26 protein-coding genes and 2 pseudogenes are annotated in these 22,619 nt (G+C 61.6%); 13 read left to right on the forward strand and 15 right to left on the reverse strand.

The window, feature by feature from the left end:
- Window positions 1-175: 175 nt before the first annotated feature.
- The gene (locus AC1RR7_RS17815) at window positions 176-664 is read left to right on the forward strand and encodes a GNAT family N-acetyltransferase (protein WP_493158073.1); all 489 of its coding nucleotides are present in this window, start codon (window positions 176-178) and stop codon (window positions 662-664) included.
- A 166-nt stretch (window positions 665-830) separates the two neighbouring features.
- On the opposite strand, the gene AC1RR7_RS17820 is transcribed toward AC1RR7_RS17815, so the two are convergent.
- Window positions 831-1,436: a pyridoxamine 5'-phosphate oxidase family protein gene (locus tag AC1RR7_RS17820; protein WP_102621310.1), complete on the reverse strand. Its 606-nt coding sequence runs from the start codon at window positions 1,434-1,436 to the stop codon at window positions 831-833.
- Between the two features lie 17 nt (window positions 1,437-1,453).
- A complete protein-coding gene (locus AC1RR7_RS17825) occupies window positions 1,454-1,939 on the reverse strand; it encodes a GNAT family N-acetyltransferase (RefSeq protein WP_096818193.1) in 486 nt (161 codons plus the stop codon).
- A gap of 144 nt (window positions 1,940-2,083) precedes the next feature.
- Here AC1RR7_RS17825 and AC1RR7_RS17830 point away from each other — a divergent pair, with 144 nt between their 5' ends.
- The 3 genes from AC1RR7_RS17830 to AC1RR7_RS17840 are packed head-to-tail and all read left to right on the forward strand — an operon-like array spanning window position 2,084 to window position 4,131.
- The gene (locus AC1RR7_RS17830) at window positions 2,084-2,509 is read left to right on the forward strand and encodes an SgcJ/EcaC family oxidoreductase (RefSeq protein WP_273535669.1); all 426 of its coding nucleotides are present in this window, start codon (window positions 2,084-2,086) and stop codon (window positions 2,507-2,509) included.
- A gap of 40 nt (window positions 2,510-2,549) precedes the next feature.
- The gene (locus tag AC1RR7_RS17835) at window positions 2,550-2,894 is read left to right on the forward strand and encodes a YciI family protein (protein ID WP_007951101.1); all 345 of its coding nucleotides are present in this window, start codon (window positions 2,550-2,552) and stop codon (window positions 2,892-2,894) included.
- Window positions 2,887-4,131, forward strand: a complete 1,245-nt coding sequence (locus tag AC1RR7_RS17840; protein WP_493158074.1) for an RNA polymerase sigma factor — start codon at window positions 2,887-2,889, stop codon at window positions 4,129-4,131. Before AC1RR7_RS17835 ends, AC1RR7_RS17840 begins: the two co-directional genes overlap by 8 nt.
- 265 nt (window positions 4,132-4,396) lie before the next feature.
- Here AC1RR7_RS17840 and AC1RR7_RS17845 read toward each other — a convergent pair whose 3' ends face one another.
- Window positions 4,397-5,122 carry an SDR family oxidoreductase gene (locus AC1RR7_RS17845; RefSeq protein WP_011335572.1) on the reverse strand — a complete coding sequence of 242 codons (726 nt, stop codon included), beginning with the start codon at window positions 5,120-5,122 and terminating at the stop codon, window positions 4,397-4,399.
- 111 nt (window positions 5,123-5,233) lie between these two features.
- Here AC1RR7_RS17845 and AC1RR7_RS17850 point away from each other — a divergent pair, with 111 nt between their 5' ends.
- Entirely contained in the window at window positions 5,234-6,070 is an 837-nt protein-coding gene (locus AC1RR7_RS17850) for a LysR family transcriptional regulator (protein WP_493158075.1), read from the forward strand.
- 4 nt (window positions 6,071-6,074) lie between these two features.
- On the opposite strand, the gene AC1RR7_RS17855 is transcribed toward AC1RR7_RS17850, so the two are convergent.
- Window positions 6,075-6,929: a LysR family transcriptional regulator gene (locus AC1RR7_RS17855; RefSeq protein ID WP_102621316.1), complete on the reverse strand. Its 855-nt coding sequence runs from the start codon at window positions 6,927-6,929 to the stop codon at window positions 6,075-6,077.
- An 88-nt stretch (window positions 6,930-7,017) separates the two neighbouring features.
- Between AC1RR7_RS17855 and AC1RR7_RS17860 the strand changes: the two genes are divergently transcribed.
- The gene (locus tag AC1RR7_RS17860; protein WP_102621317.1) at window positions 7,018-7,455 is read left to right on the forward strand and encodes a multidrug/biocide efflux PACE transporter; all 438 of its coding nucleotides are present in this window, start codon (window positions 7,018-7,020) and stop codon (window positions 7,453-7,455) included.
- Between the two features lie 61 nt (window positions 7,456-7,516).
- Here AC1RR7_RS17860 and AC1RR7_RS17865 read toward each other — a convergent pair whose 3' ends face one another.
- A complete protein-coding gene (locus AC1RR7_RS17865; RefSeq protein WP_493158076.1) occupies window positions 7,517-8,272 on the reverse strand; it encodes an SDR family NAD(P)-dependent oxidoreductase in 756 nt (251 codons plus the stop codon).
- 120 nt (window positions 8,273-8,392) lie between these two features.
- Here AC1RR7_RS17865 and AC1RR7_RS17870 point away from each other — a divergent pair, with 120 nt between their 5' ends.
- Complete coding sequence (locus tag AC1RR7_RS17870) at window positions 8,393-9,289, forward strand: LysR family transcriptional regulator (protein ID WP_102621318.1); 897 nt, start codon at window positions 8,393-8,395, stop codon at window positions 9,287-9,289.
- A gap of 53 nt (window positions 9,290-9,342) precedes the next feature.
- Here the strand turns inward: AC1RR7_RS17870 and AC1RR7_RS17875 are convergent, their stop codons facing one another.
- Both AC1RR7_RS17875 and AC1RR7_RS17880 read right to left on the reverse strand, forming a co-directional pair.
- Window positions 9,343-10,956, reverse strand: a complete 1,614-nt coding sequence (locus AC1RR7_RS17875; protein ID WP_096818172.1) for an inorganic phosphate transporter — start codon at window positions 10,954-10,956, stop codon at window positions 9,343-9,345.
- Between the two features lie 247 nt (window positions 10,957-11,203).
- Window positions 11,204-12,232: a transporter gene (locus AC1RR7_RS17880; RefSeq protein ID WP_493158077.1), complete on the reverse strand. Its 1,029-nt coding sequence runs from the start codon at window positions 12,230-12,232 to the stop codon at window positions 11,204-11,206.
- An 855-nt stretch (window positions 12,233-13,087) separates the two neighbouring features.
- On the opposite strand from AC1RR7_RS17880, the pseudogene AC1RR7_RS17885 reads away from it, so the two are divergent.
- From AC1RR7_RS17885 to AC1RR7_RS17895, 3 genes and pseudogenes are all read left to right on the forward strand, one after another.
- Window positions 13,088-13,198: pseudogene (locus AC1RR7_RS17885) on the forward strand (hypothetical protein); the annotation flags it as partial.
- A gap of 228 nt (window positions 13,199-13,426) precedes the next feature.
- Window positions 13,427-14,131, forward strand: a complete 705-nt coding sequence (locus AC1RR7_RS17890; protein ID WP_371858321.1) for a methyl-accepting chemotaxis protein — start codon at window positions 13,427-13,429, stop codon at window positions 14,129-14,131.
- A 112-nt stretch (window positions 14,132-14,243) separates the two neighbouring features.
- Entirely contained in the window at window positions 14,244-14,687 is a 444-nt protein-coding gene (locus tag AC1RR7_RS17895) for a hypothetical protein (RefSeq protein ID WP_493065980.1), read from the forward strand.
- A gap of 264 nt (window positions 14,688-14,951) precedes the next feature.
- On the opposite strand, the gene AC1RR7_RS17900 is transcribed toward AC1RR7_RS17895, so the two are convergent.
- Window positions 14,952-15,257 (reverse strand): PepSY domain-containing protein, encoded by a 306-nt coding sequence (locus AC1RR7_RS17900; RefSeq protein ID WP_065259299.1) that lies wholly within the window; start codon window positions 15,255-15,257, stop codon window positions 14,952-14,954.
- Window positions 15,258-15,411: 154 nt separating this feature from the next.
- On the opposite strand from AC1RR7_RS17900, the gene AC1RR7_RS17905 reads away from it, so the two are divergent.
- Window positions 15,412-16,290, forward strand: coding sequence for a sterol desaturase family protein (locus AC1RR7_RS17905; RefSeq protein WP_493158078.1), 879 nt, complete (start codon window positions 15,412-15,414; stop codon window positions 16,288-16,290).
- 1 nt (window position 16,291) lies between these two features.
- On the opposite strand, the gene AC1RR7_RS17910 is transcribed toward AC1RR7_RS17905, so the two are convergent.
- Both AC1RR7_RS17910 and AC1RR7_RS17915 read right to left on the reverse strand, forming a co-directional pair.
- Complete coding sequence (locus tag AC1RR7_RS17910) at window positions 16,292-16,975, reverse strand: helix-turn-helix transcriptional regulator (RefSeq protein WP_493158079.1); 684 nt, start codon at window positions 16,973-16,975, stop codon at window positions 16,292-16,294.
- Window positions 16,975-18,102, reverse strand: coding sequence for a glycerophosphodiester phosphodiesterase (locus AC1RR7_RS17915; RefSeq protein ID WP_493158080.1), 1,128 nt, complete (start codon window positions 18,100-18,102; stop codon window positions 16,975-16,977). Before AC1RR7_RS17915 ends, AC1RR7_RS17910 begins: the two co-directional genes overlap by 1 nt.
- Window positions 18,103-18,317: 215 nt before the next feature.
- On the opposite strand from AC1RR7_RS17915, the gene AC1RR7_RS17920 reads away from it, so the two are divergent.
- A complete protein-coding gene (locus tag AC1RR7_RS17920; protein WP_085730336.1) occupies window positions 18,318-18,644 on the forward strand; it encodes a DUF2025 family protein in 327 nt (108 codons plus the stop codon).
- Here the strand turns inward: AC1RR7_RS17920 and AC1RR7_RS17925 are convergent, their stop codons facing one another.
- Both AC1RR7_RS17925 and AC1RR7_RS17930 read right to left on the reverse strand, forming a co-directional pair.
- Window positions 18,645-18,965: an antibiotic biosynthesis monooxygenase family protein gene (locus AC1RR7_RS17925; protein WP_493158081.1), complete on the reverse strand. Its 321-nt coding sequence runs from the start codon at window positions 18,963-18,965 to the stop codon at window positions 18,645-18,647. It abuts the gene before it with no gap.
- Window positions 18,962-19,669 (reverse strand): CTP synthase C-terminal region-related (seleno)protein, encoded by a 708-nt coding sequence (locus tag AC1RR7_RS17930; RefSeq protein ID WP_493158082.1) that lies wholly within the window; start codon window positions 19,667-19,669, stop codon window positions 18,962-18,964. Before AC1RR7_RS17930 ends, AC1RR7_RS17925 begins: the two co-directional genes overlap by 4 nt.
- Window positions 19,670-19,684: 15 nt before the next feature.
- On the opposite strand from AC1RR7_RS17930, the gene AC1RR7_RS17935 reads away from it, so the two are divergent.
- Window positions 19,685-20,626 carry a LysR family transcriptional regulator gene (locus tag AC1RR7_RS17935; protein WP_102621057.1) on the forward strand — a complete coding sequence of 314 codons (942 nt, stop codon included), beginning with the start codon at window positions 19,685-19,687 and terminating at the stop codon, window positions 20,624-20,626.
- On the opposite strand, the gene AC1RR7_RS17940 is transcribed toward AC1RR7_RS17935, so the two are convergent.
- The 3 genes and pseudogenes from AC1RR7_RS17940 to AC1RR7_RS17950 form a co-directional block, all read right to left on the reverse strand.
- On the reverse strand, window positions 20,627-21,154 hold the full coding sequence (locus AC1RR7_RS17940) for a DUF1003 domain-containing protein (protein WP_493158083.1): 528 nt from the start codon (window positions 21,152-21,154) through the stop codon (window positions 20,627-20,629).
- Between the two features lie 61 nt (window positions 21,155-21,215).
- A complete protein-coding gene (locus AC1RR7_RS17945) occupies window positions 21,216-21,674 on the reverse strand; it encodes a methyl-accepting chemotaxis protein (RefSeq protein ID WP_493158114.1) in 459 nt (152 codons plus the stop codon).
- An 87-nt stretch (window positions 21,675-21,761) separates the two neighbouring features.
- A pseudogene (locus AC1RR7_RS17950) lies at window positions 21,762-22,535 on the reverse strand (PAS domain-containing protein); the annotation flags it as partial.
- Window positions 22,536-22,619 lie beyond the last annotated feature (84 nt).

Raw genomic sequence — 22,619 nt, forward strand, 5'->3', positions numbered from 1 at the left:
CATGCTGCTCATAAACTGTTCCCCTTCGGGTGATCAGAGACAGTGGTCAGGAATAGACCGTCCCGAATCCGAAGAAAAGCGCTTATACGCAGGCTTTACGCCGCCCATGCGGATCGATATGAACACCTTATTCCTTTATCCTTGGCGGCCCTGTTTCCACTGATTTCGAGCCGCCATGAACACCGTCATCCGCCACGTCACCGCCGCCGACCTGGATCGCTGCTACGCCATCGAAACCCTCGCCTACGAGGGCGACGAAGCCGCGACCCGCGAGAAGATCGCCACGCGCATCGCCACCTGGCCGGACGGTTTCATCGTCGCCGAGGTGGACGGGCAGGTGGCCGGCTTCATCAACTCCGGCGCGGCGTTTGAAGTGCAGATGTCCGACGAGGCGTTCAAGGAACTGATCGGCCACGACCCGGCCGGGCCGAACGTGGTGATCATGTCAGTGGTGGTGCACCCGGACTATCAAGGCCAAGGCCTGGCCAAGCGTCTGCTGGGCGAATTCATCGACCGCATGCGCGCCCAGGGCAAGGCGACGATTCACCTGATGTGCAAGGAACGGCACATCCCGCTGTACGCCGGATTCGGTTTTGCCTACATCAAACCGTCCGAGTCCGACCATGGCGGGATGGCGTGGCACGAGATGATTCTGACCCTCTGACCCATGATCATTCCCACGCTCTGCGTGGGAATGCATACCGGGACGCTCCGCGTTCCTGCCGCACCGCTGATGTAACGCCTGGCACCGTCATGACGCAGAGCGTCAAAGGCTGCATTCCCACGCAGACGGTTCGACGCCTCGACGTGGGAACGATCGATGGGCGGCGTCAGTAAAGGGTTTCACGCACCCGCGCCGGGGCCTCTCGGTCATAGGCCTCGGCATCGAACTGACCTTCGTTCAGGCGCTTGTGAAACGCGCCTGCCGTCGGCAGCGCCGAGCGCGGTAGATGAGTTTGCGGATTCCACGCATCCGAACGCACGAACGCTTTCGAGCAATGAAAGAACGCCGCCTCCACCGTCACCAGCAACACCGTGCGCGCCGGCTTGCCGTTGACCGCGAAGCTTTCCAGTAACTCCGGATCAGCGCTGATGGTCGCGGTGCCATTGACCCGCAACGTCTCGCCAATCCCCGGAATGATGAACAGCAGCGACACTCGCGGATCGTGCAGCACGTTGCGCAAGGTATCGATGCGGTTGTTGCCCGGGCGATCCGGCAGGGCCAGGGTGCGCTCGTTGATGATTCGCACGAACCCCGGCGCGTCCCCGCGCGGAGAACCGTCGATGCCGTCGGCGCCGACCGAACTGACGATCACCAGCGGCGAGACCCGGACCATCGCCTGATAGTCCTCGTTGAGAAAACCGATCTGCTTGCGCACCGCCCGCTCGTGGGGCAATCCGTAAATAGCTTCCAGTGCTTCGATTGAATCGATCATCCTTGCTCCCTCGATGATTAGAAGAACAGGCCCATGCGTCGCTCGTAACCGATGCGCCCCTTGTACGCTTCGCCGCTGTCGACGAAACCGTACTTGGCATACAGCGCAATCGCAGCATCGTTGTCAGCGTCCACCGACAGTTCCAGCCCTTTGATTTCCGGCCAGGCCTGGCGCGCAACTTCGGGCAGTGCCAGCAGGCAAGCCTTGCCGTAACCCTTGCCCTGGGCCCGATGATCGACCTGCAACGCATGCAAGGTGGCGCTGTGCTCATCGGCCCATTCCGGCAGGACCGGCGGGCGCTTGAGCAGCAGGAATGCCACGGGTACGTCTTCGGCCAGCAGCGCAAAGCCTTTCACGCCGGGGCCGGGTTTCGACAGCAGCGTGTGCAGGGCACCGTGGATGTCGCCGGAGAACTTGATCTGCTCGGCGTGGATTTCAATGGCCTCGACCTGTTGGCGTTGGGTGGCGTTCAGGTTTTCGTAAGGCACGAGTCGGGCTGACACGGGAATTTCCTTTTTCCTACAAAGATGAGCCTCGGATTCTAGCGATTTTGCGTTCTCTGGAATTTTTTTTGTTTCAACTGTCGATCCGGCCAATCGCCGAGCGATTAGAGGTGTCTTCACAACAAAAAACCAGGGAGAAACCCCATGAGTACGAAAGCGCAGATTCAAGCCGTGATCGACACCTACCGTCAGGCCGTCATGACCAAGGACGTGGAAAAGGTCATGACCCTGTACGCCGACGACATCCTCTCGTTCGATGCGATCAAGGCCCTGCAATTCAAGGGCAAGGAGGCCTACCGCGCCCACTGGGTGGCCTGCATGGAAATGTGCCCTGGCCCGCACATCTTCGAATTCCACGAAATCGCCATCGAGACCGGGGACAACATCGCCTTCGCCCACTGGGTCGCCAATTGCGGCGGCACCAATGAAAAAGGCGAAACCCAGAGTTGCTGGATGCGCGCCACCGCCTGCTATCGGCTGGTCGACGGGGCGTGGAAAATCGCCCACGAACACTGGTCGGCGCCGTTCGATCCGATGACTGGCTCGACCCTGTTTGATGTGAAACCCTGATCTTCAGCCATAGTTGATCCGTCCGATTCAGGAGAACGCCATGAAGTATTTATGCCTGGTCTACAGCGATGAGCGCCTGCTGCATTCGTCGCCCGACAGTCCGGAAGACGCCGAATGCTGGGCCTACGCCGAGTCGATCCAGGGCAGCGGCCGTATGGTCGCCGCCGAAGCGCTGGAGTCGGTGCAGACCGCCACCACGGTGCGCATGCGCAACGGCAAGTTGTCGATCACCGACGGCCCGTTCGCCGAGACCAAGGAGCAGTTGGCCGGTTTCTACCTGATCGACGCGCGGGACCTCAACGAAGCGATCCAGGTCGCCGGCAACATTCCGGCGGCCCGGGTCGGCAGTGTCGAAGTGCGTCCCGTGCGGCAGTTGAATGTCTGAGGTCGCGGCTCGGGTCGCGCAGGTCTACCGCGAAGACTCGCGGCGGATCCTCGCGACCCTGATCCGCCTGCTCGGCGATTTCGACCTCGCCGAAGAAGCCTTGCACGAGGCGTTCTTCGTCGCAGTCGAGCGCTGGCAGCGCGACGGCGTGCCGGACAATCCGCGAGCGTGGCTGGTGTCCACCGGGCGCTTCAAGGCCATCGACGTGTTGCGCCGCCGTGCGCGGTTCAAGGCGTCGCAGCCGTTGTTGCTGGCGCAACTGGAGGAGCTGGAACAGTCCGAATGGGACGCCGAAGACGTGGAAGACGATCGCCTGCGCCTGATCTTCACCTGCTGCCACCCGGCACTGGCGGCGGACGCGCAAGTGCCGCTGACCCTGCGCGAAGTCTGCGATCTCACCACCGAGGAAATCGCCCGCGCATTTCTCTCGGCCCCGGCGGCGATTGCCCAGCGCATCGTGCGCGCCAAGGCGAAGATTCGCGATGCGAAAATCCCTTATCAAGTCCCGAGCCTGAGCGAGTTGCCCGAGCGCCTCGACAGTGTGCTGCGGGTGATTTACCTGGTGTTCAACGAGGGTTATTCGGCGTCCGGCGGCGCCCAGGTGACCCGCGAGGATTTGACCCGTGAGGCGATTCGTCTGGGGCGTCTGCTGCTGGAGTTATTGCCGGATGCGGAAGTCATGGGCTTGCTGGCACTGATGCTGTTGCATGAGTCGCGGCGTTCGGCGCGGTCGACGCCAAGCGGTGAGCTGATTCTGCTGGATGATCAGGATCGCGGATTGTGGAACACCGAACTGATTGCCGAAGGCTGCGATCTGGTAGAGCGGGCGCTGACCACCGGACGCTTCGGGCCGTATTGCCTGCAAGCGGCGATTGCGGCGGTGCATGCCGAAGCGCCGACGGCAGGGGAGACGGATTGGGAACAGATTGTCGGGCTGTATGAGGTGTTGCTGCGGGCGGTGCCGTCGCCGGTGATCGAGTTGAACCGGGCGGTGGCGGTGGCCAAGCGTGATGGGGCGCTGGCCGGGTTGACCTTGATTGAAGGAATTCTGGACCGTGGGGAGCTGCAGGACTACCACCTGGCGCATTCGGCGCGGGCGGAGTTTTGTCGGCAGTTGGGGCGGGTTGAGGAGGCTCGGGCGGCTTATCGGCGGGCCTTGGAATTGACTCGGCAGGAGCCGGAGCGGCGGTTTATTGAAGGGCGGCTTTCGGCTTTGGATCGCTTGCCCTCACCCTAGCCCTCTCCCGGAGGGAGAGGGGACCGATCCGGGGATATTGGAGAGATACGCCGACCTGAACGATTCGTCGTGAATCCATAATCGACCAGATCTTTCAGGTCGGCGTATCACGCAAGACACCTCGGTGCTGACGTGAACGATTTGCTCTAAATCCATAATCGACTCGATTTTTCAGGTCGATGTAAGACGCAAGACACCTCGGTCGGCTCCCTCTCCCTCCGGGAGAGGGCTGGGGTGAGGGAACTTTTGATTTTGCCTTTCGCCTTTAGGCCTGCTGGCGCGTAGCCGCCATCACAATCTCCCGAATACAAACCCCCTGCGGCTGCCCATACGCATAAGCAATTGCCGTCGCCACATCCTCGGCACTCAACACCGTCCCACCCATGTCCTGCTTCCAGGCCTGATACCCGGTCTTGATCGCCTCATCCGTGGTGTGGCTCAACAACTCGGTCTCCACCGCACCCGGCGCAATCGTGGTCACGCGCACGTTATGCGGCGACAGCTCTTCACGCAGGTTTTCCGACAACCCGTGCACCGCAAACTTGGTGCCGACGTACGCCACATGGTTCGGGAACGTCTTGCGCCCGGCCACCGAGCTGACGTTGATGATGGTGCCGTGCTTGCGCTCGATCATCCCGGCGACCACCGCGTGCACGCCGTTGAGCAGACCCTTCACGTTGACGTCGAGCATCTGGTCCCACTGCGCCGGGTCCTGTTTGCTCATCTCGCCCAACAGCATCACCCCGGCGTTGTTGATCAGCGCATCGGCCGGGCCGAATTGGGCTTCGGCCTCGGCAACGGCGGCCAGCAACGCGGCGCGGTCGGTGATGTCGACGCGGCGGCTGAGGGTGTTCGGCAGTGCCAGCGCTTCGAGGCGTTCGATACGGCGCGCCAGCAACAGCAGGGGGTGACCGGCAGCGCTCAAGCGCCGTGCGGTGGCTTCGCCGATGCCCGAGCTGGCGCCGGTGATGATGATCAATGGCTTGCTCATGGTTGAACTCCTGAGATAAGAAAAACAAATGACCAGATTCGAAGCGCAGTATATTTAGCCCGCTGGAGGCTGAAAAATGCCTTATTCCTCTGTCTGCTATCGGAATTTCCTATGGATGTCCGCCATCTCAAAGCCTTCCTCGCGGTGTTCGAGGAACGCAACATCACCGCTGCCGCACAACGGCTGTTCATCAGTCAGCCCACGTTGTCGGTGACCATCAAACAGCTGGAAGAAGAACTCGGCGCGACGCTGTTCGTGCGTCAGCCCCGTGGCGTGGAAGTCAGTGCCGAAGCGCGGCTGCTGTACCCGCAGGCGCGACGGATGGTGGCCGAGTCCGAGGCGCTGAGCCGGATGTTTCGCGGCCGCGAAAACCGCGCGCCGCTGACCCTCGGCATCGAGGGTGACATCGCCGCCAGTCACATCGAAGCCTTTGTGCGCATGGCCCATCAGGCGTTGCCCAATCTGCTGCTGACCCTGGAAGAAGGCTGTCACGGCGATGGTCGGCTGGCGGTCGAGGAAATGTGCTGCGAGGACGAACTGTTTCTGCCGCTGTGGGAAGAGTCTTACGTGATGGCGCTGCCACTCGACCATCCGATGGCCAACGCGCAGGCAGGCTGGGCGCCGATCGAGGACTGGATCACCTGCCCGCAACATCCGTCCCATCAGCGGTTGATGGCGCTTTACGGACGCTCGCCGGAAGCGGTGGCGGGGCATGCCGGTTCACTGCAACAGGCGTTGCACATGGTGGCGGCGGGTGTCGGCGTGGCGATGTTGCCGCAGTCGTTGGTGAGCGGGCATGAACGCATCGTCGTACGTGCGCTGCACCTGCCGGCGCCGACCCGGCGGGTGGGGTTGTGCTACGCGGCGCAGGCGCTGGAGTTGCCGGCAATGCGCGGGTTGCATGAGTATTTCCAGCACAATCGGCCGCCGGCGATTGCCGCCGCCTGAATCGTCACTCCAGCATCTTGCTCAGCAACCAGCTCCCCGCCGGCCCCGGCGGGTACAGCCGCGACCACAGCGCATCGACGAACACCGGTTTCGGCCAGCCGCGCACCTTTAGCTCAACCAGCAGATCGTTACCGAAACGCTCCACCAGCCAGCGCGGCAGCGGTGCCCAGCCGAAGCCCTTTTCGGCCATCTCCAGCAGCATCAGATAACTCGGCGCCGACCACACCCGGCCTTTGCCGCGACTGTCATAGGGATTGACGATGGTGGCCAGGCGCAGCTCGCGATGCTGTTCAAGGACTGTTTGATCGATGGATTCCTGCGTCGCCAACGGATGATTGCGGCCGACGAACAGGGCGATTTCAGTACGCTCGGCGACGGTCGAGGTCGCCAGGTCCGGCGGGTAGTTGTCCTGCATCTCGGCGAATGCCAGGTGCGCCCGACCGCGTTGCACCAGTTCGATCAGGTCATCGCACTCGGCGATCAGGCATTCCAGCTCCAGATCCGGGTAGCGCTGCTCGAAGCCCACCAGTGCCGCCTCGAAACGGTCGGATTGATAGGTATCGGAAATCGCCACCGTGAGTTTCGGCTCGACGCCCTGGGCCAATTGCCGGGCGGTCATTTCCAGGCGGCTGGTGGCCGACAGAATCGCCTCGGCCCGTTGCAGCATCACGTGACCGGCCGGAGTCAGGGTCGGTTTGCGGCTGCTGCGGTCGAACAAGATCAAGTCCAGATCGATCTCAAGACTGGCCACCGCCGCACTCACCGTCGACTGACTGCGCCCGAGTTTGCGCGCCGCTGCCGAAAAAGAACCTTGAGTGGCGGCCTGGACAAACGCGAGCAGCACTTCCTGAGAGGCCATGAACTATCGCCTTGATCGATGGTTATTGGTTATGAAGTATCGGTGCGGTGCTGGATCATGGCAACCATCTTCACAGAGGAACTCGGCCATGACTGCCAACAAATCCATCACTGAACGTATCTTCCAGGCCATCGGTTTCGAACTGCTGGCAATCCTGATCTGTACTCCATTGCTGGCGTGGATCATGGGCAAACCGCTGGTCGAAATGGGCGCCGTCACCATGGCCATCGCGTTGCTGGCCCTGGGCTGGAACGTGGTGTTCAACGGCTTCTTCGACCGCCTGCTCAAACGCTGGAACATCGCCCACAACGCCTGGGTGCGGGTGGTGCACGCGCTGCTGTTCGAGGGCGGGTTGATCGTGATGGGCGTGCCGCTGATTGCCTGGTGGCTGTCGGTCAGCCTGTGGCAGGCGTTCCTGCTCGACATTGGCGTGCTGCTGTTCTTCCTGCCGTACACCTACGTCTATCACTGGGGTTATGACGTGGTGCGCGAGCGGCTGGTGATGCGCAGCGTCTGCCAGAGCTGAAAACAAAAAAATCGCAGCCTGTGAGGGCTGCGATTTTTTTTGTCCGGGATTTTTGCCGGGTTTAGAGAAACATCCCGCCCGACGCTTCAATCCGCTGACCGTTGATCCACTGCGCGCCCGGCGACAGCAGCAGCGCCAGTGCACCGCCAATGTCATCCGGCTGCCCGGCACGGCCCAGGGCGGTGTTGCTGGCGACCATGGCGTTCAGCGCCGAATTGTCGCGCACCGCACCACCGCCGAAGTCGGTTTCGATGGCGCCCGGTGCGAGGATATTCACGGCGATCTGCCGCGCACCCAGCTCCTTGGCCTGATAACGGGTCAGCACTTCCATCGCACCTTTCATCGCCGCGTAGGCGGCATAACCCGGCAGGGTGAAACGGGCCAGACCGCTGGAGATGTTGATGATCCGCCCGCCATCGTTGATCAGCGGCAGCAGTTGCTGAGTCAGGAAGAACGGCCCTTTCAACTGCACGTTCATCAGCAGGTCGAACTGCTCCGGCGTGGTTTCGGCGAAGGACGCATGCACACCAATCCCGGCGTTGTTGATCAGGAAATCGAAGCGCGACTGCCCGAGCTGTTGCAGTGCTTGCTCGACCCGTACGGCGAAATCGGCAAAGCCTTCGCTGCGGCCGACATCCAGTCGCAGCATCACGGCGTTGGCGCCGAGTGTTTTCAGTTCCTCGACCAGCGATTGCGCTTCATCGGCGCGGCTGTTGTAGGTGCCGATGATGTCCACGCCTTGCGCGGCGAGGTGCAGGGCGGCGTTCTTGCCGAGGCCACGGCTGGCACCGGTGATCAATGCGATTTTGCGATTCATGGGTCTTCCTCGAGGGCAGTGACGGTTGATGGGGCCCAGTTTATTTATCCGCCGTGAGGTGATAAACAGACTGAAACCGGAATCACTGGTCGGATTGTCCGAACAATCAATGGGTGGCCCATGAACAAACTGGAACTGCTGCGCACCTTCGTCCGGGTCAGCGAATTGTCGAGTTTCACGATGGCGGGGGAGAGTCTGGGGCTGCCGCGCTCGACGGTGTCCGAGCAGGTGCAGGCGCTGGAAACCCTGCTCGGCACGCGTCTGCTGCAACGCACCACGCGCAAGGTCCAGGCGACTCAGGACGGCCTTGCGTTGTATGAGCGCAGCAAGGATCTGCTGTCGCACATGGACGAAATCGAGAACCTGTTCCGTCAGGACGAAGCGTCGCTGACCGGGCGGATCCGGGTCGATATGCCGAACATTCTGTCGCGGCGGCTGATCATGCCGAAGTTGCCGGAATTCATGGCCCGTCATCCGAACCTGGAGCTGGAAATCAGCAGCACCGATCGCCGGGTCGACCTGCTCGCCGAAGGCTTCGATTGCGTGGTGCGCATCGGCGCACAACCCGATCAGTCGGTGGTGGCGCGACACCTGGGGGATTTCAGCATGATCAACTGCGCCAGCCCCGCGTATCTGCAGCGCTACGGTGTGCCGCAGACCCTTGAGGATCTGGCGCAGCATCGACTGGTGCATTACGTCGGTGTGCTGGGTTCGCGATCGGAAGGGTTTGTCTATGAGCAGGACGGGCAGATCTACCGCTTGCCGATGGCGGGCAGTGTGACGGTCAACAGCACCGATGCCTACGAGTCGGCGTGCCTGGGTGGGTTCGGTCTGATCCAGGTGCCGCGTACCGGCATGAACACCTATCTGGACACCGGTGAGGTGGTGACCGTGTTGCCGCAATACACCGCGCCGGCGATGGGCATTTCACTGCTGTACGCCCGGCAGCGGCATTTGCCGTTGCGGGTGCGGGTGTTCATGGACTGGTTGGGGGAGTTGATTCGTTCGACGCTCTGATTCCTGCCGCAAATCCCTGTGGGAGCAAAGGCTCTCACAGGGATTCCGGTTGATCAGAAGATCTGGGTAAACAGCCAGTACAGGCTGCCCGACAACAGAATCGCTGCCGGCAACGTCAGCACCCACGCCATCAGCAGATTGCGGATGGTCTTCATCTGCAGGCCGCCACCGTTGGCGACCATGGTCCCGGCCACGCCTGAGGACAACACATGGGTGGTCGACACCGGCAGGCCGAACATGTCGGCGGCGCCGATGGTCAGCATCGCCACGGTTTCTGCCGAGGCGCCCTGGGCGTAGGTCAGGTGGGTCTTGCCGATCTTCTCGCCGACCGTGACCACGATCCGCTTCCAGCCAACCATGGTGCCCAGCCCCAACGCAATCGCCACGGCGATCTTCACCCACAGCGGGATGAACCGGGTGGCGTTGTCGATCTGCTGCTTGAACAATTGCAGCTTGTTGGTGGTGTCGGCGTCGAAGGTGCCGACCTTGTTCTTGTCCATCAGGCGAATGGTTTCGCTGGCCAGGTACATGTCGTTACGCACGTTGCCCATGGCCTCGGCCGGGACTTTCGACAGCGAACCGTAGCCTTTCACTTCTTCACCGATATGACCGGTCAGCGCGGCGAGGGCCGGGACCAGTTGCGGCGTGGCCTGCTTGCTGCGCACGTAATCCGAGAGCACCGGACGCGGATCGGCCGGGGCCGGCAGCGGTGCGCTTTTTACCAGCGCCTGTTGGGTGACTTCAGCCACGGCGGCGAACTGCAACGCCTGATCGGCCGGCATGGTGCGGTTCAGCGCATAAGCCATCGGCAGGGTGCCAACGAGGATCAGCATGATCAGGCCCATGCCTTTCTGGCCGTCGTTGGAACCGTGGGCAAACGACACGCCGGTGCAGGTCAGGATCAGCAGACCGCGAATCCACCACGGCGGCGGGGTGTTGCCTTCCGGTGCCTTGTACAGCGAACGGTTCTTCACGAACGCGCGCAACGCCAGCAGCAACAGCGCCGCGCAACCGAAGCCCACCAGCGGCGACAGCAGCAATGCGTAACCGATCTTGGTCGCTTGAGCCCAGTCCACACCGCTGGTGCCGTCGCGACCGTGCATCAGGGCATTCGCCACGCCGACACCAATGATCGAACCGATCAGCGTGTGCGACGACGAGGCCGGCAGGCCCAGCCACCAGGTGCCGAGGTTCCACAGAATCGCGGCGATCAGCAGGGCGAAGATCATCGCGAAACCGGCGGACGAGCCGACTTGCAGAATCAGCTCGACCGGCAGCAGGGCGATGATGCCGAACGCCACCGCGCCACTCGAAAGCAACACGCCGAGGAAGTTGAAGAAACCCGACCACACCACGGCCACATTCGGTGGCAGCGAGTGGGTGTAGATCACCGTGGCCACGGCGTTGGCGGTGTCGTGGAAACCGTTGACGAACTCAAAACCCAGCGCAATCAGCAGCGCCACGCCGAGCAGCAGGAACGGGGTCCAGGTGGTGACCACCGTGCCGAGTTCGTGCATGTCGTGCATCAGGCTGTAGGCGGTGAACAGCATCCCCATGGCCAGCACGGCAAAGAACACCACGTAAGTGAAGGGGCCGGTTTTCTTGTCGAGCGCTGGCCTGCCGCTGGGGGCGGAGGCCGGGCTGGCGGTCAGGGAGGGAGTAGCCATGGGAGGACAATCCTGAGCGGGGGAAGGAGTGTTGCCCATGATCGTTGCTAAATATTACAGAGAGACTGCGGCAGATCAGTGTTTGGCGGATTAGCCGCGCCGCTGGTCTTGCTTAATAGTGACTGATCGTTCCCACGCTCTGCGTGGGAACGCCGCCCGGGACGCTCCGCGTCCCTGTGACGCAGAGCGTCACCTGATGCATTCCCACGCGGAGCGTGGGAACGAGCGTGTCGGCGCTCGGCAGCGCTCAGTAATCCCCGCGCTTGCGAAACGCCCAGCGCCCGGCAATCACGGTAAACGTCACCACCAGCGCCACCAGAATCCAAAACCCTTCCGGATCAGTGGCCAGCGGCACACCGCCAACGTTCATGCCGAAGAAACCGGCAATGATGTTGATCGGCAGCGCCAGCACCGTCACCACGGTCAGGGTGAACAGCGTGCGGTTGCTCTGCTCGTTGAGGTTGGCGGCGATCTCTTCCTGCAACAGCTTGATCCGCTCACCGAGGGCCGTGAGGTCGTTGATGATCAGCGCGAACTCCTCGGTGGACTTGCGCAGCTCCTTCACGTCTTCCTTCTGCAACCACGGTGGCGGCCGATTGAGCAGGCGCAGCAGCGAACCCGGCTCCAGCGCCAGCAGTCGTTGCAGGCGCACCAGCACCCGACGGTTGGCGCCGAGTTCGGCGCGGTTGGTCGACAGTCGCGAGGACAGCAACTCGTCCTCGACCTGATCGACGCTCATGCTGGTCTTGCGCACGATCTGGGTCAGCACTTCGCCCTGGTCGCGCAGCAAGTGCACGAGCAATTCCGACGGTGAGCGAAAGCACTCGCCTGCCTTCACCGACGAACGCAGCTTGTCCACCGAGTGCAGCGGTTGCAGGCGCGCACTGACGATCAGTTTGCTGCGCACGCAGACCCACAGCGTCGACACGTCCGACGACACCATGCTGCTGAGGTTGAACACCACGTCGTTGACCACCGCCAGCAACGCCGAATCGACATGCTCGATGCGGGTCGAGCGCGAGCCTTCGTGCAGCGCTTCGAAAAACTCTTCGGGTAATTGCAGATGACTTTTCATCCAGCGCTCGCAAGCGGCGTGGGCCAGGTTCAGGTGCAGCCAGAGAAACTCATCGCTATCGCTATCGCTGTCGTCTTGCAGGCAGCGCAGGGCAGTCGCCGAGTCGACCTCGCGACCACGCTCGCCGGGGCGAAAACGGAAACCGTAGAGCAAGCCGAACAGGTCTGGATCGCGATGGCTGATATCGAGGCTGTGGTTCATGAAGTCTCGCTGGGAGGAGGGCGTCTGTCGCGGGATTTGCAGATTCACCTGAGCCGCATCATTGCAATGCAGTGTGACGTTTTGGTGACAGCTAAATGACGCCAGAATCAATGCCTTACCGGCGGTCGGATTTTTCTCAAGAAGCCCTCTGGCACGCCGATCACGCATGAGTTAGGTTGCGCGCCTTCGGCCAAGAGCCAAGGTTCGCCGACACGGATGTCCGGCCACAATTCACGTCTTACCGGACGTGCCTCATCCCTGTCATGAGTACCTGCGATGTTGCAAAAATCCCTGAGAGCGCAAATTCTCGCCCTGCTGAGCGGCAGTCTGTTGGCGATGCTGTTGATCGCGCTGGCCTGCTTTCATTTCCTGTCCAACGGCGTGCAGAACTACAGCCAGTTGATTGCCGGCCCCTTGCACACGTCGCAACTGATCGACGAAGCCAACCTGCAATTCAAGGTGCAGGTGCAGGAGTGGAAAAACGTCCTGCTGCGCGGCAAGCAACCGGCAGACCTGGCCAAGTACTGGGGCCAGTTCGAAGATCGCCAGCGCGATGTGCAGAACATCCTCGGTGAACTGGCCAATCAGAAAGGCCTCGAGCCTGCGCTGAAAACCCGCATCGAACGTCTGCGTGAAGAACACCGTCTGCTCGGCGCCGCCTACCAGAAAGGTCGCGATGCCTACGTAGCTGCCGGTGCCGATCCGACCGCGGGCGACACCGCCGTCAAAGGCGTCGACCGCGCCGCCAGCGACCAGATGAGCGAACTGGTGGGCGAACTGCGCAAGCAGGGCACCGAACAGTCGGCGCTGATCAGTGCCAGTGCTGATCGCACCGTGTTGCTGGGGATTCTGGTGATGCTCGCATCCGGCCTGTTGATCGGTTTGCTGAGCCTGTGGCTGGTCAACCGCAACCTGGTCGAGCCGATCCGCAAACTCATCGACTACGTCACCCAGTTGAGCAAGGGCCGTCTGGTCGAGCGTGTGTCCAGCAGCCGTCAGGACGAGTTGGGCAACCTGGCCGCCGCGGCCAACACCCTGCGTGATTTCCTCGCTGAAACCTTCAACCACCTGCAGCGCAGCGCCAAGGATCTGGACAGCGCCAGCGGCGAGTTGAACGCCATCGCCACCGTGATGGCCGGCGGTACCAACGAGCAGTTCAACCGCACCGATCAGGTGGCCACGGCGATGAACGAAATGTCCGCCACCGCCCAGGAAGTCGCCCGTCATGCGGCCGACGCAGCGCGTGCTGCCGACGATGCCGACCAGTCCGCCCAGCAGGGTGAAAAGGTCATGCAGAGCACCATCCACAGCATCACCCAGATGCGCGGCGAAATCGCCAACACCGCCACGGTCATCCGTCGTCTGGAAGCCGACAGCGGTCGCATCGGCAAGGTGCTGGAAGTGATTCGCGGGATCGCCGAGCAGACCAACCTGCTGGCGCTCAACGCCGCCATCGAAGCGGCCCGTGCCGGTGAAGCCGGGCGTGGTTTTGCGGTGGTCGCCGATGAGGTGCGTAACCTCGCGCAGCGTACGGCGGAGTCGATCATCGAGATCAACCAGATCATCCAGAGCGTGCAGACCGGCGCAGTGGATGCGGCCCACGCCATCGACAGCGGCCAGACCCGCAGCGATGAAAGCGTCGAGCAAGTGACCCAGGCCGGCGCCATGCTCGAGCGCATCACCCACGCAGTGGAAGCGATTCGCGACATGAACCGCCAGATCGCCACGGCGGCCGAAGAGCAGACCTCGGTGGCCGAAGACATCTCGCGCAACCTGACCGAGATCACGTCGATTGCCAGCACCAACCTCGACAACGTGCAGCGCACCGAAAGTGCCAGCCAGAACCTGCACGGTCTGTCCGGCCAACTGAACGACGTCACCGCTCGCCTGAGCGTCTGATCCGCCAGTGACTGTGTACCGGCCCGGTTACCGAGTCGGTACACAGTCGATCTCAATTCGTGCAGGCCGCCGCCGATGGCCGGTTATTCATAACCGTCATTGGAGATTTCCCATGGTCAGCATCACGTCTGTTTCGATCAATCAGACCGTCACCACACCCACCAGCAAAACCTCGATCGCCGACACGGGCGACGACACCTCGACCACAGCAGCGGCCAGTACCGGTGTGAAGGCCGACACCAGCAAAGTGGCGGCGGGCGGCGGTGCCGCACCATCGGGGGACAGCAGTTCCAGCAGCGATGAGTCGGATACGGTGAAAGAACTGCGCAAGCAGATTGCCGAGCTGCAAAAGCAATTGCAGGAGCAGCAACAGGCGCTGCAAGCGGCCCAGGCCAAGCAGGAAAGTCAGGACGCTAAAGCGGCGGATGTTGCGGCTGCGCAATCGCAGATCGCGACGACTTCGGCTTCGTTGCAGACGGCGACGGCGGCGTTGTTGGCGGCGTTGCAGGAGTCTGATTCGAGTACGTCTGGCTCGCTGGTCAGCACGACCGCGTGAAGCCGTTCCCCTCACCCTAGCCCTCTCCCCGAGGGAGAGGGGACTGACGGAGTTGAATGTTCGAAGTACACCGACCTGAAAATCTTGTGTTGAACTCAGGACTGGAGCATCCCCCGATCGGCTCCCTTTCCCCCTCGCCCCCCTGGGGGAGATGGCTGGGGTGAGGGGGTAGGGGCTCCCTGGCGAAACATGGTTTCAGCCAAACGCCAGACACAAAAAAGCCGCACGATCCGAAAATCGTGCGGCTTTGTATTGTGGGGGCAATCAGTGATCTTGCTTGTTGCTCAGGACCTTGCCGGTTGCCGCATCCAGATCCACGTCCCATTCTTTGCCATCGGCAGTACGCAGCTCGACTTCGTACTCATAGCCGTTGAAATGGTTGTCCAGGTCGGTGTCGACGATGGTCGCGCCCGGGTGCAGGGCCAGGGCAATCTTGTTCAGCTCTTCCAGTGGCTTGATCTTGCCGGACTTGACCAGCTCAGGGATCTGATCGACGCGAACGTCAGCCTGGGCCAGGCCAGCGGTGAGGGTCAGGGCGGCAGCGGTAAACAGGGCAGTCAAGGTTTTCATCGGTTATTCCTTTGGGTGATTCGTTCAAGTGAGTTCAGGTTAGCCACCGCAACTTAATTCACCCTTAAAAAAACGCCGTGGGTGTTTGCGTCGTTTGTTCAATCGCCGTTCGCGGGTAACTTTCATGCTCTGCCTTCGATTAATGGAGGTGGACATGAAACGCATTTTTTCGTGGTTGTATGCGCCGTTGTTCTGGCTTGGATTCATCGGCGGCGGGATTGGGTTGGCGGGGCATTCGCTACTGTGGTTGATGCCGCTGTTTGCTGTGGCATTGGCGGTATCGTTCACGGCCGAATGGCTGCTGCCTTATGAAATGAACTGGAACCGCCCGACCGGCGATCGCCGTCGCGACATGCTCCACGCGTTGATCAACGAAGCGTTGAACGCCCTCGGCCTGCTGGCATTGCCGGGGCTGGTGACTCTGATTGCGATTGACGGTGCTTGGCCGTCGAGCTGGCCACTGTGGCTGCAAGTCGGTCTGGCGATTTTCATCGCCGATGCCGGCGTGAGCCTGATGCATTACGCCAGCCATCGCGTGCCGTGGATGTGGCGGCTGCACGCGATTCATCACAGCGTCGAACGGCTCTACGGGTTCAACGGTTTGATGAAACATCCGCTGCATCAATTGCTGGAGGCGACGGCGGGGCTGCTGCCGTTGCTGGTGCTGGGCATTCCGTCCGAGGTCGCGGTGTTGTTGGCATTCGCCATTGCAATCCAGCTGTTGCTACAGCATTCGAACGTCGACATGCGCGTTGGCCCGCTGCGCTGGATCTTCGCCTGGGCGCCGCTGCACCGTTTTCATCACATGAAGTACGGGCGCGCCGGTGACGTCAATTTCGGGCTGTTCTTTACCCTCTGGGACTGGCTGCTGGGCACCGGTTTTTACACGGAGAATTACCGGATCGGCGCGGGCGATCTGGGCATCGGCAGTCGTCCGGATTTTCCACGGGACTATATGGCGCAGTTGTTCGATCCGTTCGAACCGGCAACGCTGGGCAAGGAACCGAAAGTACCGGAGGGCTTGAGACGTTGAGTCAGTCCAGCAGACGCAATTCGATGTGTTGCAACGCCTGGCGGGCGGTGACGCCGAAGAGTTTTTTCAGGCTGCGGGAGAAGTGCGCGGAATCGGCAAACCCGGCGTCGTGGGCGGCGTCGGTCACCGGGCTGCCGGCGATTATTAAAGCCATCGCCAGTCGCAATCGTCGCCACAACACCAGTCGCCGCACGGGTAGGCCGACCTGGCTGACGAACAACCGTTGCAACTGGCTCATGGATACGTGGGCGGAATCAGCCACGGCTCTGGCGGCAACTTTGCTCGACAGCGAAGCATCGACAGTGGCGAGGGCTCGTTCGATTCGCGGATCGCTCAACTCACGTCGCGGACATTGGCCAATGGCGTGATCCAGTGCGGTCAGCGACAACTCAACGTCGAACAGCGCATCGTGCAACGCCTGAGCCTCAAACCGCAACGGTTCGGCGTACACGGTGAACACAGGATCCGGCACCTCGACAATCGCATGGCGAGTCTGCGAGGCAATCAGCAGGCGGGAAGTGGTGACGGGTTCGCCCTCGACCAGCACAGTCAGCGGCCGGTCAGGCGCAAGAATCAGTTGGTGAGCGTAGTGGGAGTGGGGCGCAGTGCGCCCCGACATCCCGTGGATCAGGCCATAGTCGTGCCCCAGCCAGAGGCGGCCTGTCCACGGGGTGTCCGGTTGCATCAGAAACCGTTGTTCTTCAACACCTGATCCACACTGGCGGCGGCCGGGCGTTTGTAGAACTTCAGCAGTTCGCTGGCACGGTTGGTGAAGATGCCGTCGACTCCGGCAGCCATGACTTTCTCGTAGTCCACCGGCTCATCGACGGTGTAGACGTGCACCAGCATGCCCTTGTCGTGGGTGTACTTGTTCATCCAAGGCTGCACGAGGTCCGAATAGCTCTGATCGCCGCCGTGGGTCAGCTTGGCCGAAGGACCGGTGCCGATGGCGCCCTGAGCCTTGGCGTAGTCGACCCATTGCTTGAATTCAGCTTCGGATTTCGGCTCTTGTTTGCCGTAGAACGTGTTCTTGTCCTTCTCGCCGGAGTCGGCAAAAGTCACTTTGGATTTCGGCTCGATGCTGCCTTCGCCAACCCACAGCAACAGAATCTTCGGCACCTGCGGCATTTCCTTTTGCAGCAGTTCGAGGCTGTTCTTCTCGAAGGTTTGCAGGATCACTTTACCGTTGCCCGCGCCGACGCTGGTGGCGTCTTTTGGCTGCTTGGCGCCGGCCGGGATCAGCAGGCCGCGAGCCTGGAGTTTTTCCTTCAGGTCGTGCTCGATACCGGGGAACAGTTGCGGTTCCTTGGTCTCGATGTACAGGCCCGGCTTGTGCTGCGGGTTGGCCTGGGCGATGTCGATGATTTCGTCCAGGGTCAGAATCTTCAGGCCGGCGTAGGACGGACGCGCGCGATCCGGGTAGGCCTTGTTGTACCAGCTGCCGGCATCCAGGGTTTTCAGTTCGGCCATGGTGAAGGCGTTGGCCGGGCTGTCCTTGCGGTCCGGGAACTTGCTGGCGACGTCGGTGGTGCGTTGCAGGTTGTTGTCGTGCAGGGCGAACAGCACGCCGTCCTTGCTGCGCTGCAGGTCCATTTCCAGGTAATCGGCACCGAGGTCACGGGCCAGTTTGTAGGAGGCTGCGGTGGATTCCGGTGCATCGAAGGAGGCGCCACGGTGGGCGATCACCGCCGGGTGCGGAATGCCCTCGGAGGCAGCGAGCGCAACCGGGGTTGGCTGGCTGGCAGCATGGGCCTGACCGAGGCCGAGCATCAGGCTCAGCAGCAGAGCGCTTTTGGTAAACGTGGCGGGCATGTCGAGGTCCTTTCGCAGGTATTTTCGAAGATGTCCCTTTTAGCAACTCAAACGAAAACGTGCTATCGCAAGACCGACATAAACGTACTGAAAGCGAAAATTTCCGCACTTTTGTGCGTTTGTTTGCAGTACGCTTGGCCACGGCGACCACCCCGGCAGAGGGTGTGCCTCAATGCCCTGCGTGTAAACCTTCGATCACTCTTGTGAGGTTTACCATGCGCATCACATCCCAACTCATCTGCCAGGCGGCCGACGACCTCAAGGGTTTTGTCGGCCTCAATCGCAAGACCGGCCAGTACATCGTGCGTTTCAGCGAAGACTCGTTCGGCATGGACGTGGCCGATGACGGCATCATTCCCGCCAGCGAATTCGTCTGGGCACCGGCCACCGAACAGACCATGACCCTCAAGCGCGAGTTGATCCAGTTGCTGCTCGATCAGCACATCGATGACCGGATCAACATCACCGAGCCGTTGCGCGTTTACATGAGCAAGCGCGAAGTGCCGGAGATTGTGGCGGTGCGCAGTCTGGTGAAGGGCTGACTATCCGAATCGATAATCGCGCTCCACTTTGCACACCCGCGTATGACATGCCGAGTACCAGGTCGAACGTCCGCGCTCGCGAATCGCCTGGTGCTCGGGATGGTGTTTCCACGCCAGAATCGCCGCTTCACTGTTCCAATAAGATGTCGTGATCCCGAGCCCATCCACCCCTCGGGCCGACTCCACGCCGAGAAATCCCGGTTGCTCGCGCGCCAGTTCAACCATGCGCTCGGCAGCTTCGGCATATCCCTGATCACCTTCGGTACGGGTTGAGGTGAAGATCACCGCGTAGTACGGCGCTTCTGGTGTTTCGGCGATCATGCCCGTTGCTCCGTGCAGGCTTCGACAAATGCCCGCACCAGCGGTGGCAATAGACCTTTGAGCGCCGCACGTTCCGGCTGGAACAACGTCGCGACAAAGAACACATGGTTTTTCAGTTCGATGGCGCGCAGATCGCCTGCCGAATCGTGGCCCACGGCGTGTAGGTCATGGGTCAGCAATTCGCGTTCGAACTGCGGATTCACACCAAAACGGCAGCGATAACCTTCGCGAATCTCGGACGTTTCGTACGCCTTGGCGATCAACGAACCGGGCACCAGATGGATGCTGTCCACCGCTTCCACCAGCGAACAGGTCAGCGGCGTGAGCACCGCACGGCTGGATTCGGGCGAGGTTTCGCCATGCTCCGCATCGGCCCAGCCCAGTACGTTGCGGGAAAACTCCAGCACCGCATGTTGAAAACCGCCGCAGGTGCCGAGGAACGGGCGCTGCTGTTCGCGGGCAAAGCGGATGGCTCGCAGCGCGCCGGCTTCACTCTTGTAAGGGCTGGCCGGGACGCACCAGAAACCGTCGAAGCCTTCGAGCGGCGTATCGAGGTGGATTTGCTCAGTGGACAGCCATTCGAAATCGACTGGTCGGCGGATGTGTTCCGCCACAAGCCCGAGGGCGACGGGGATGGCTTGGTGGGCGGTGACTTGCGGGTCGTAGTCACCGATCAGGGCGATGCGCAGGGCTCTGGATTCCATGAGTGTTCGCTGTGCTTGTTGAGGGATGACGCTCACTATAGATTGGCGTTCACGCACTCAATATGGGCGTTTCCCCAAGTGATTAATGCAGCGACGCACTATCGACTCGACTTCCCGGATCTGGCGCTGATTCTCGCCCTGGTGCGAGGCGGCTCTCTGGCCCGGGCCTCGCAGCTGCTGAAGGTCGACGTGTCGACGGTGTTTCGCGCCGTGCGCCGGCTGGAGGCCGCGCTCGGTCAGCAACTGTTCGAAAAAAGCCGCGCCGGTTACCTGCCCACCAGCCTTGCGCAGACTTTGGCCGAGCAGGCCGAGCGCGCCGAGCAGGCACTGGAGGCGGCGCGAATCGGTGTGGAGCAGGGCGGCGAAGTGATCAGCGGCACGGTACGCCTGACCTGTACCGACTCAGTGCTGCAAGGTCTGCTGCTGCCGGCATTGGCGCAGTTCATGCCGAACTACCCGGCGCTGACCATCGAACTGAGCACCTCCAACGACTTTGCCAACCTCAGCCGTCGCGACGCCGACATCGCCTTGCGCCTGACGCGCACGCCACCGGAGCACCTGGTCGGACGGGAGCTGGCGAAGATTTCCTACCGTGTCTGCGCCAGTGAGCGTTATCTGCAAAATGTTGAAGCGGTCGATCTGAACGCCCTGACCTGGATCGCCCCGGACGATTTCCTGCCCGATCACCCGACTGTCGTCTGGCGTCGCCAGCACTTGCCGGGCGTGACACCGGGCTATCGCTGCAACAGCATGTTGTCGGTGACGGAGCTGGTGCGTGCCGGGCTCGGCGTCGCGGCGTTGCCAGACTTTCTGATCACCGAAGGCCTGCGAGCCTTGAGCGAACCGCTGCACGGTTATGACACCGCGTTCTGGCTGCTGACCCGCCCGGACTGCCGTGCGTTGCGCTCGGTGGTCACGCTGTTCGATGAACTCGGGCGGGCGCTGCGTTTGCCGTGATCAGGCCTGAGGGTTCTGACGCATGTGATCGTGCAGTTCGCGGGTCAGGCCTTCGATGCGCTCGGTGAGGTTCTTGGTCATTTCGGTGAGCCGGGTGTTCTGCTCCAGCAGCTCAAGCAACTGCGCGGTGTTCTTTGCGGCCTGCACCTGACGCTCGGAATTGGCCACAGCCAGGGCTTCGCGATGCTGCGCGTCGGCGTCGGATTGCGCCTTGTCCCGTGCGGCCTGACGGGTCTGGGCCAGCAGAATCAGCGGTGCGGCATAGGCCGATTGCAGGCTGAACGCCAGGTTCAACAGGATGAACGGATAGACGTCGAAGTTCGTGACGCCAAACATGTTGAGACACACCCACAGCACCACGATCAGGGTCTGCGCGCCGAGGAAGGTCGGCGTACCGAAGAATCGCGCAAACGCCTCGGCCCGCAAGGCGAACTTGTCGTTGCCGAAGGTTGTGTTGAGGTGGGCATGGGGGCGGTGGAAGCGCAGGTGATCGACAGGGGCGGCGGATTCGGTTTTTTCGGTGGTCATGACGGGCTCGGCAAGGCTTGGGACGTTGAGTCACTATAGCCCTGCGTCGCCCGTGTTGGCCTTATCCCGGCGCACGCTCGTTGGCAAACATGCTCACCGCTTCCACGGCTTCGCTGGCGCCATCGCGAATCTGCAGAATCACCGTCCCCGCCTGATCCGCCAGTTCGACGCCTTGCGCCGCGCGTCCACGAGTGCCGTCCATGCTCTTGATCGCCTGACGGGTTTCGCTCTGGATCAGGCCGATCATGTTGGAAATCTCTGCCGTCGAGCCGCTGGTGCGTGCCGCCAGTTGCCGCACTTCATCGGCCACTACGGCAAAACCGCGACCTTGCTCGCCGGCCCGTGCCGCTTCGATCGCGGCGTTCAGGGCCAGCAAATTGGTCTGATCGGCAATCGCACGGATGGTGTTGACGATGGTGGTGATCTGTTCGGAGCGCTCGCCGAGTTGTGCGATCAGGTTCGAAGATTCGGCGATGTCATCGGCGATCTCGCGCATTTCGCTGGCCGTTTGCTGGATCACTTGCGTGCCTTGCTCGGCGACTTTTCGGGTGGCGACAGAAATGTGATAAGCGGCGCTGGCACTGCGTGCATCCTGCTCGTGCTGCTCGACCCGGGCGGTGACGTCCGAGGCAAACTTCACCACTTTGCACAAGCGGCCGGCGGCGTCGTAGACCGGGTTGTAGTTGGCTTCCAACCAAACGGTTTGCCCGCGCTTGTCGACGCGTTCGAACTGGCCGTGGAAAAACTCACCCTGATTGAGCCGGCGCCAGAAGTCATCATAAGCACTGCTGTTGACTAGCTCTGCAGTGCAGAACAAGCGGTGATGTTTACCTTTGAGTTCGGCGAGCGTGTAACCCATGCGTGTCAGAAAATTCTGATTGGCTGTAAGAACATTGCCATTGAGGTCGAACTCAATCACCGCCATGGCACGGTCGATGGCTTGCAGTTTGGCGTTGGCTTCACTTTCTTGCTGCACCTTGGCGGTGACGTCCATGGCGTACTTGACCACTTTCACCACACGACCCGAAGCATCCTTGATCGGGTTGTAACTGGCTTCGAGCCAGATCGGCCGGCCCTGGCTGTCGACGCGCTCGAAGGTGCCGGACTGGAACTGACCGTTTTTCAGCTTCGACCAAAGCTCGGTGTACTGGCTGCTGCGGGCAAATTCCGGTGGGCAGAACTGGCGGTGGGACTGGCCGATCACCTGTTCGGCGGTATAGCCCGTGGTCTTGAGAAAGTTGTCATTGGCGCGCAACACCACCGCGTCGAGATTGAACTCGATCACCGCCATGGAGCGGTCGATGGCTTCGAGCAGGCCGGTTTGCTGGGCGAGGGTGTGTTGCAGGTCGTCGACAACAGACTTCTGGCGATTGAAAAACATACTGGGTGCGCTCCGGAAATAGGGCTAGAGGTGTTGTCCCTGTTCCCGCGGCGGCAGGCCGAAGATGCTGGCGACGTTCGGCGT

Source organism: Pseudomonas sp. GW821-FHT11G12 (assembly GCF_058808055.1).

Excerpts from the sequence above, each read along its gene's own strand:
- AC1RR7_RS17815 (WP_493158073.1), top strand. The coding sequence starts at position 176 with ATGAACACCGTCATCCGCCACGTCACCGCCGCCGACCTGGATCGCTGC.
- AC1RR7_RS17820 (WP_102621310.1), bottom strand. The coding sequence starts at position 1,436 with ATGATCGATTCAATCGAAGCACTGGAAGCTATTTACGGATTGCCCCAC.
- AC1RR7_RS17830 (WP_273535669.1), top strand. The coding sequence starts at position 2,084 with ATGAGTACGAAAGCGCAGATTCAAGCCGTGATCGACACCTACCGTCAG.
- AC1RR7_RS17835 (WP_007951101.1), top strand. The coding sequence starts at position 2,550 with ATGAAGTATTTATGCCTGGTCTACAGCGATGAGCGCCTGCTGCATTCG.
- AC1RR7_RS17840 (WP_493158074.1), top strand. The coding sequence starts at position 2,887 with ATGTCTGAGGTCGCGGCTCGGGTCGCGCAGGTCTACCGCGAAGACTCG.
- AC1RR7_RS17845 (WP_011335572.1), bottom strand. The coding sequence starts at position 5,122 with ATGAGCAAGCCATTGATCATCATCACCGGCGCCAGCTCGGGCATCGGC.
- AC1RR7_RS17850 (WP_493158075.1), top strand. The coding sequence starts at position 5,234 with ATGGATGTCCGCCATCTCAAAGCCTTCCTCGCGGTGTTCGAGGAACGC.
- AC1RR7_RS17855 (WP_102621316.1), bottom strand. The coding sequence starts at position 6,929 with ATGGCCTCTCAGGAAGTGCTGCTCGCGTTTGTCCAGGCCGCCACTCAA.
- AC1RR7_RS17860 (WP_102621317.1), top strand. The coding sequence starts at position 7,018 with ATGACTGCCAACAAATCCATCACTGAACGTATCTTCCAGGCCATCGGT.
- AC1RR7_RS17865 (WP_493158076.1), bottom strand. The coding sequence starts at position 8,272 with ATGAATCGCAAAATCGCATTGATCACCGGTGCCAGCCGTGGCCTCGGC.
- AC1RR7_RS17870 (WP_102621318.1), top strand. The coding sequence starts at position 8,393 with ATGAACAAACTGGAACTGCTGCGCACCTTCGTCCGGGTCAGCGAATTG.
- AC1RR7_RS17875 (WP_096818172.1), bottom strand. The coding sequence starts at position 10,956 with ATGGCTACTCCCTCCCTGACCGCCAGCCCGGCCTCCGCCCCCAGCGGC.
- AC1RR7_RS17880 (WP_493158077.1), bottom strand. The coding sequence starts at position 12,232 with ATGAACCACAGCCTCGATATCAGCCATCGCGATCCAGACCTGTTCGGC.
- AC1RR7_RS17890 (WP_371858321.1), top strand. The coding sequence starts at position 13,427 with ATGTCCGCCACCGCCCAGGAAGTCGCCCGTCATGCGGCCGACGCAGCG.
- AC1RR7_RS17895 (WP_493065980.1), top strand. The coding sequence starts at position 14,244 with ATGGTCAGCATCACGTCTGTTTCGATCAATCAGACCGTCACCACACCC.
- AC1RR7_RS17900 (WP_065259299.1), bottom strand. The coding sequence starts at position 15,257 with ATGAAAACCTTGACTGCCCTGTTTACCGCTGCCGCCCTGACCCTCACC.
- AC1RR7_RS17905 (WP_493158078.1), top strand. The coding sequence starts at position 15,412 with ATGAAACGCATTTTTTCGTGGTTGTATGCGCCGTTGTTCTGGCTTGGA.
- AC1RR7_RS17910 (WP_493158079.1), bottom strand. The coding sequence starts at position 16,975 with ATGCAACCGGACACCCCGTGGACAGGCCGCCTCTGGCTGGGGCACGAC.
- AC1RR7_RS17915 (WP_493158080.1), bottom strand. The coding sequence starts at position 18,102 with ATGCCCGCCACGTTTACCAAAAGCGCTCTGCTGCTGAGCCTGATGCTC.
- AC1RR7_RS17920 (WP_085730336.1), top strand. The coding sequence starts at position 18,318 with ATGCGCATCACATCCCAACTCATCTGCCAGGCGGCCGACGACCTCAAG.
- AC1RR7_RS17925 (WP_493158081.1), bottom strand. The coding sequence starts at position 18,965 with ATGATCGCCGAAACACCAGAAGCGCCGTACTACGCGGTGATCTTCACC.
- AC1RR7_RS17930 (WP_493158082.1), bottom strand. The coding sequence starts at position 19,669 with ATGGAATCCAGAGCCCTGCGCATCGCCCTGATCGGTGACTACGACCCG.
- AC1RR7_RS17940 (WP_493158083.1), bottom strand. The coding sequence starts at position 21,154 with ATGACCACCGAAAAAACCGAATCCGCCGCCCCTGTCGATCACCTGCGC.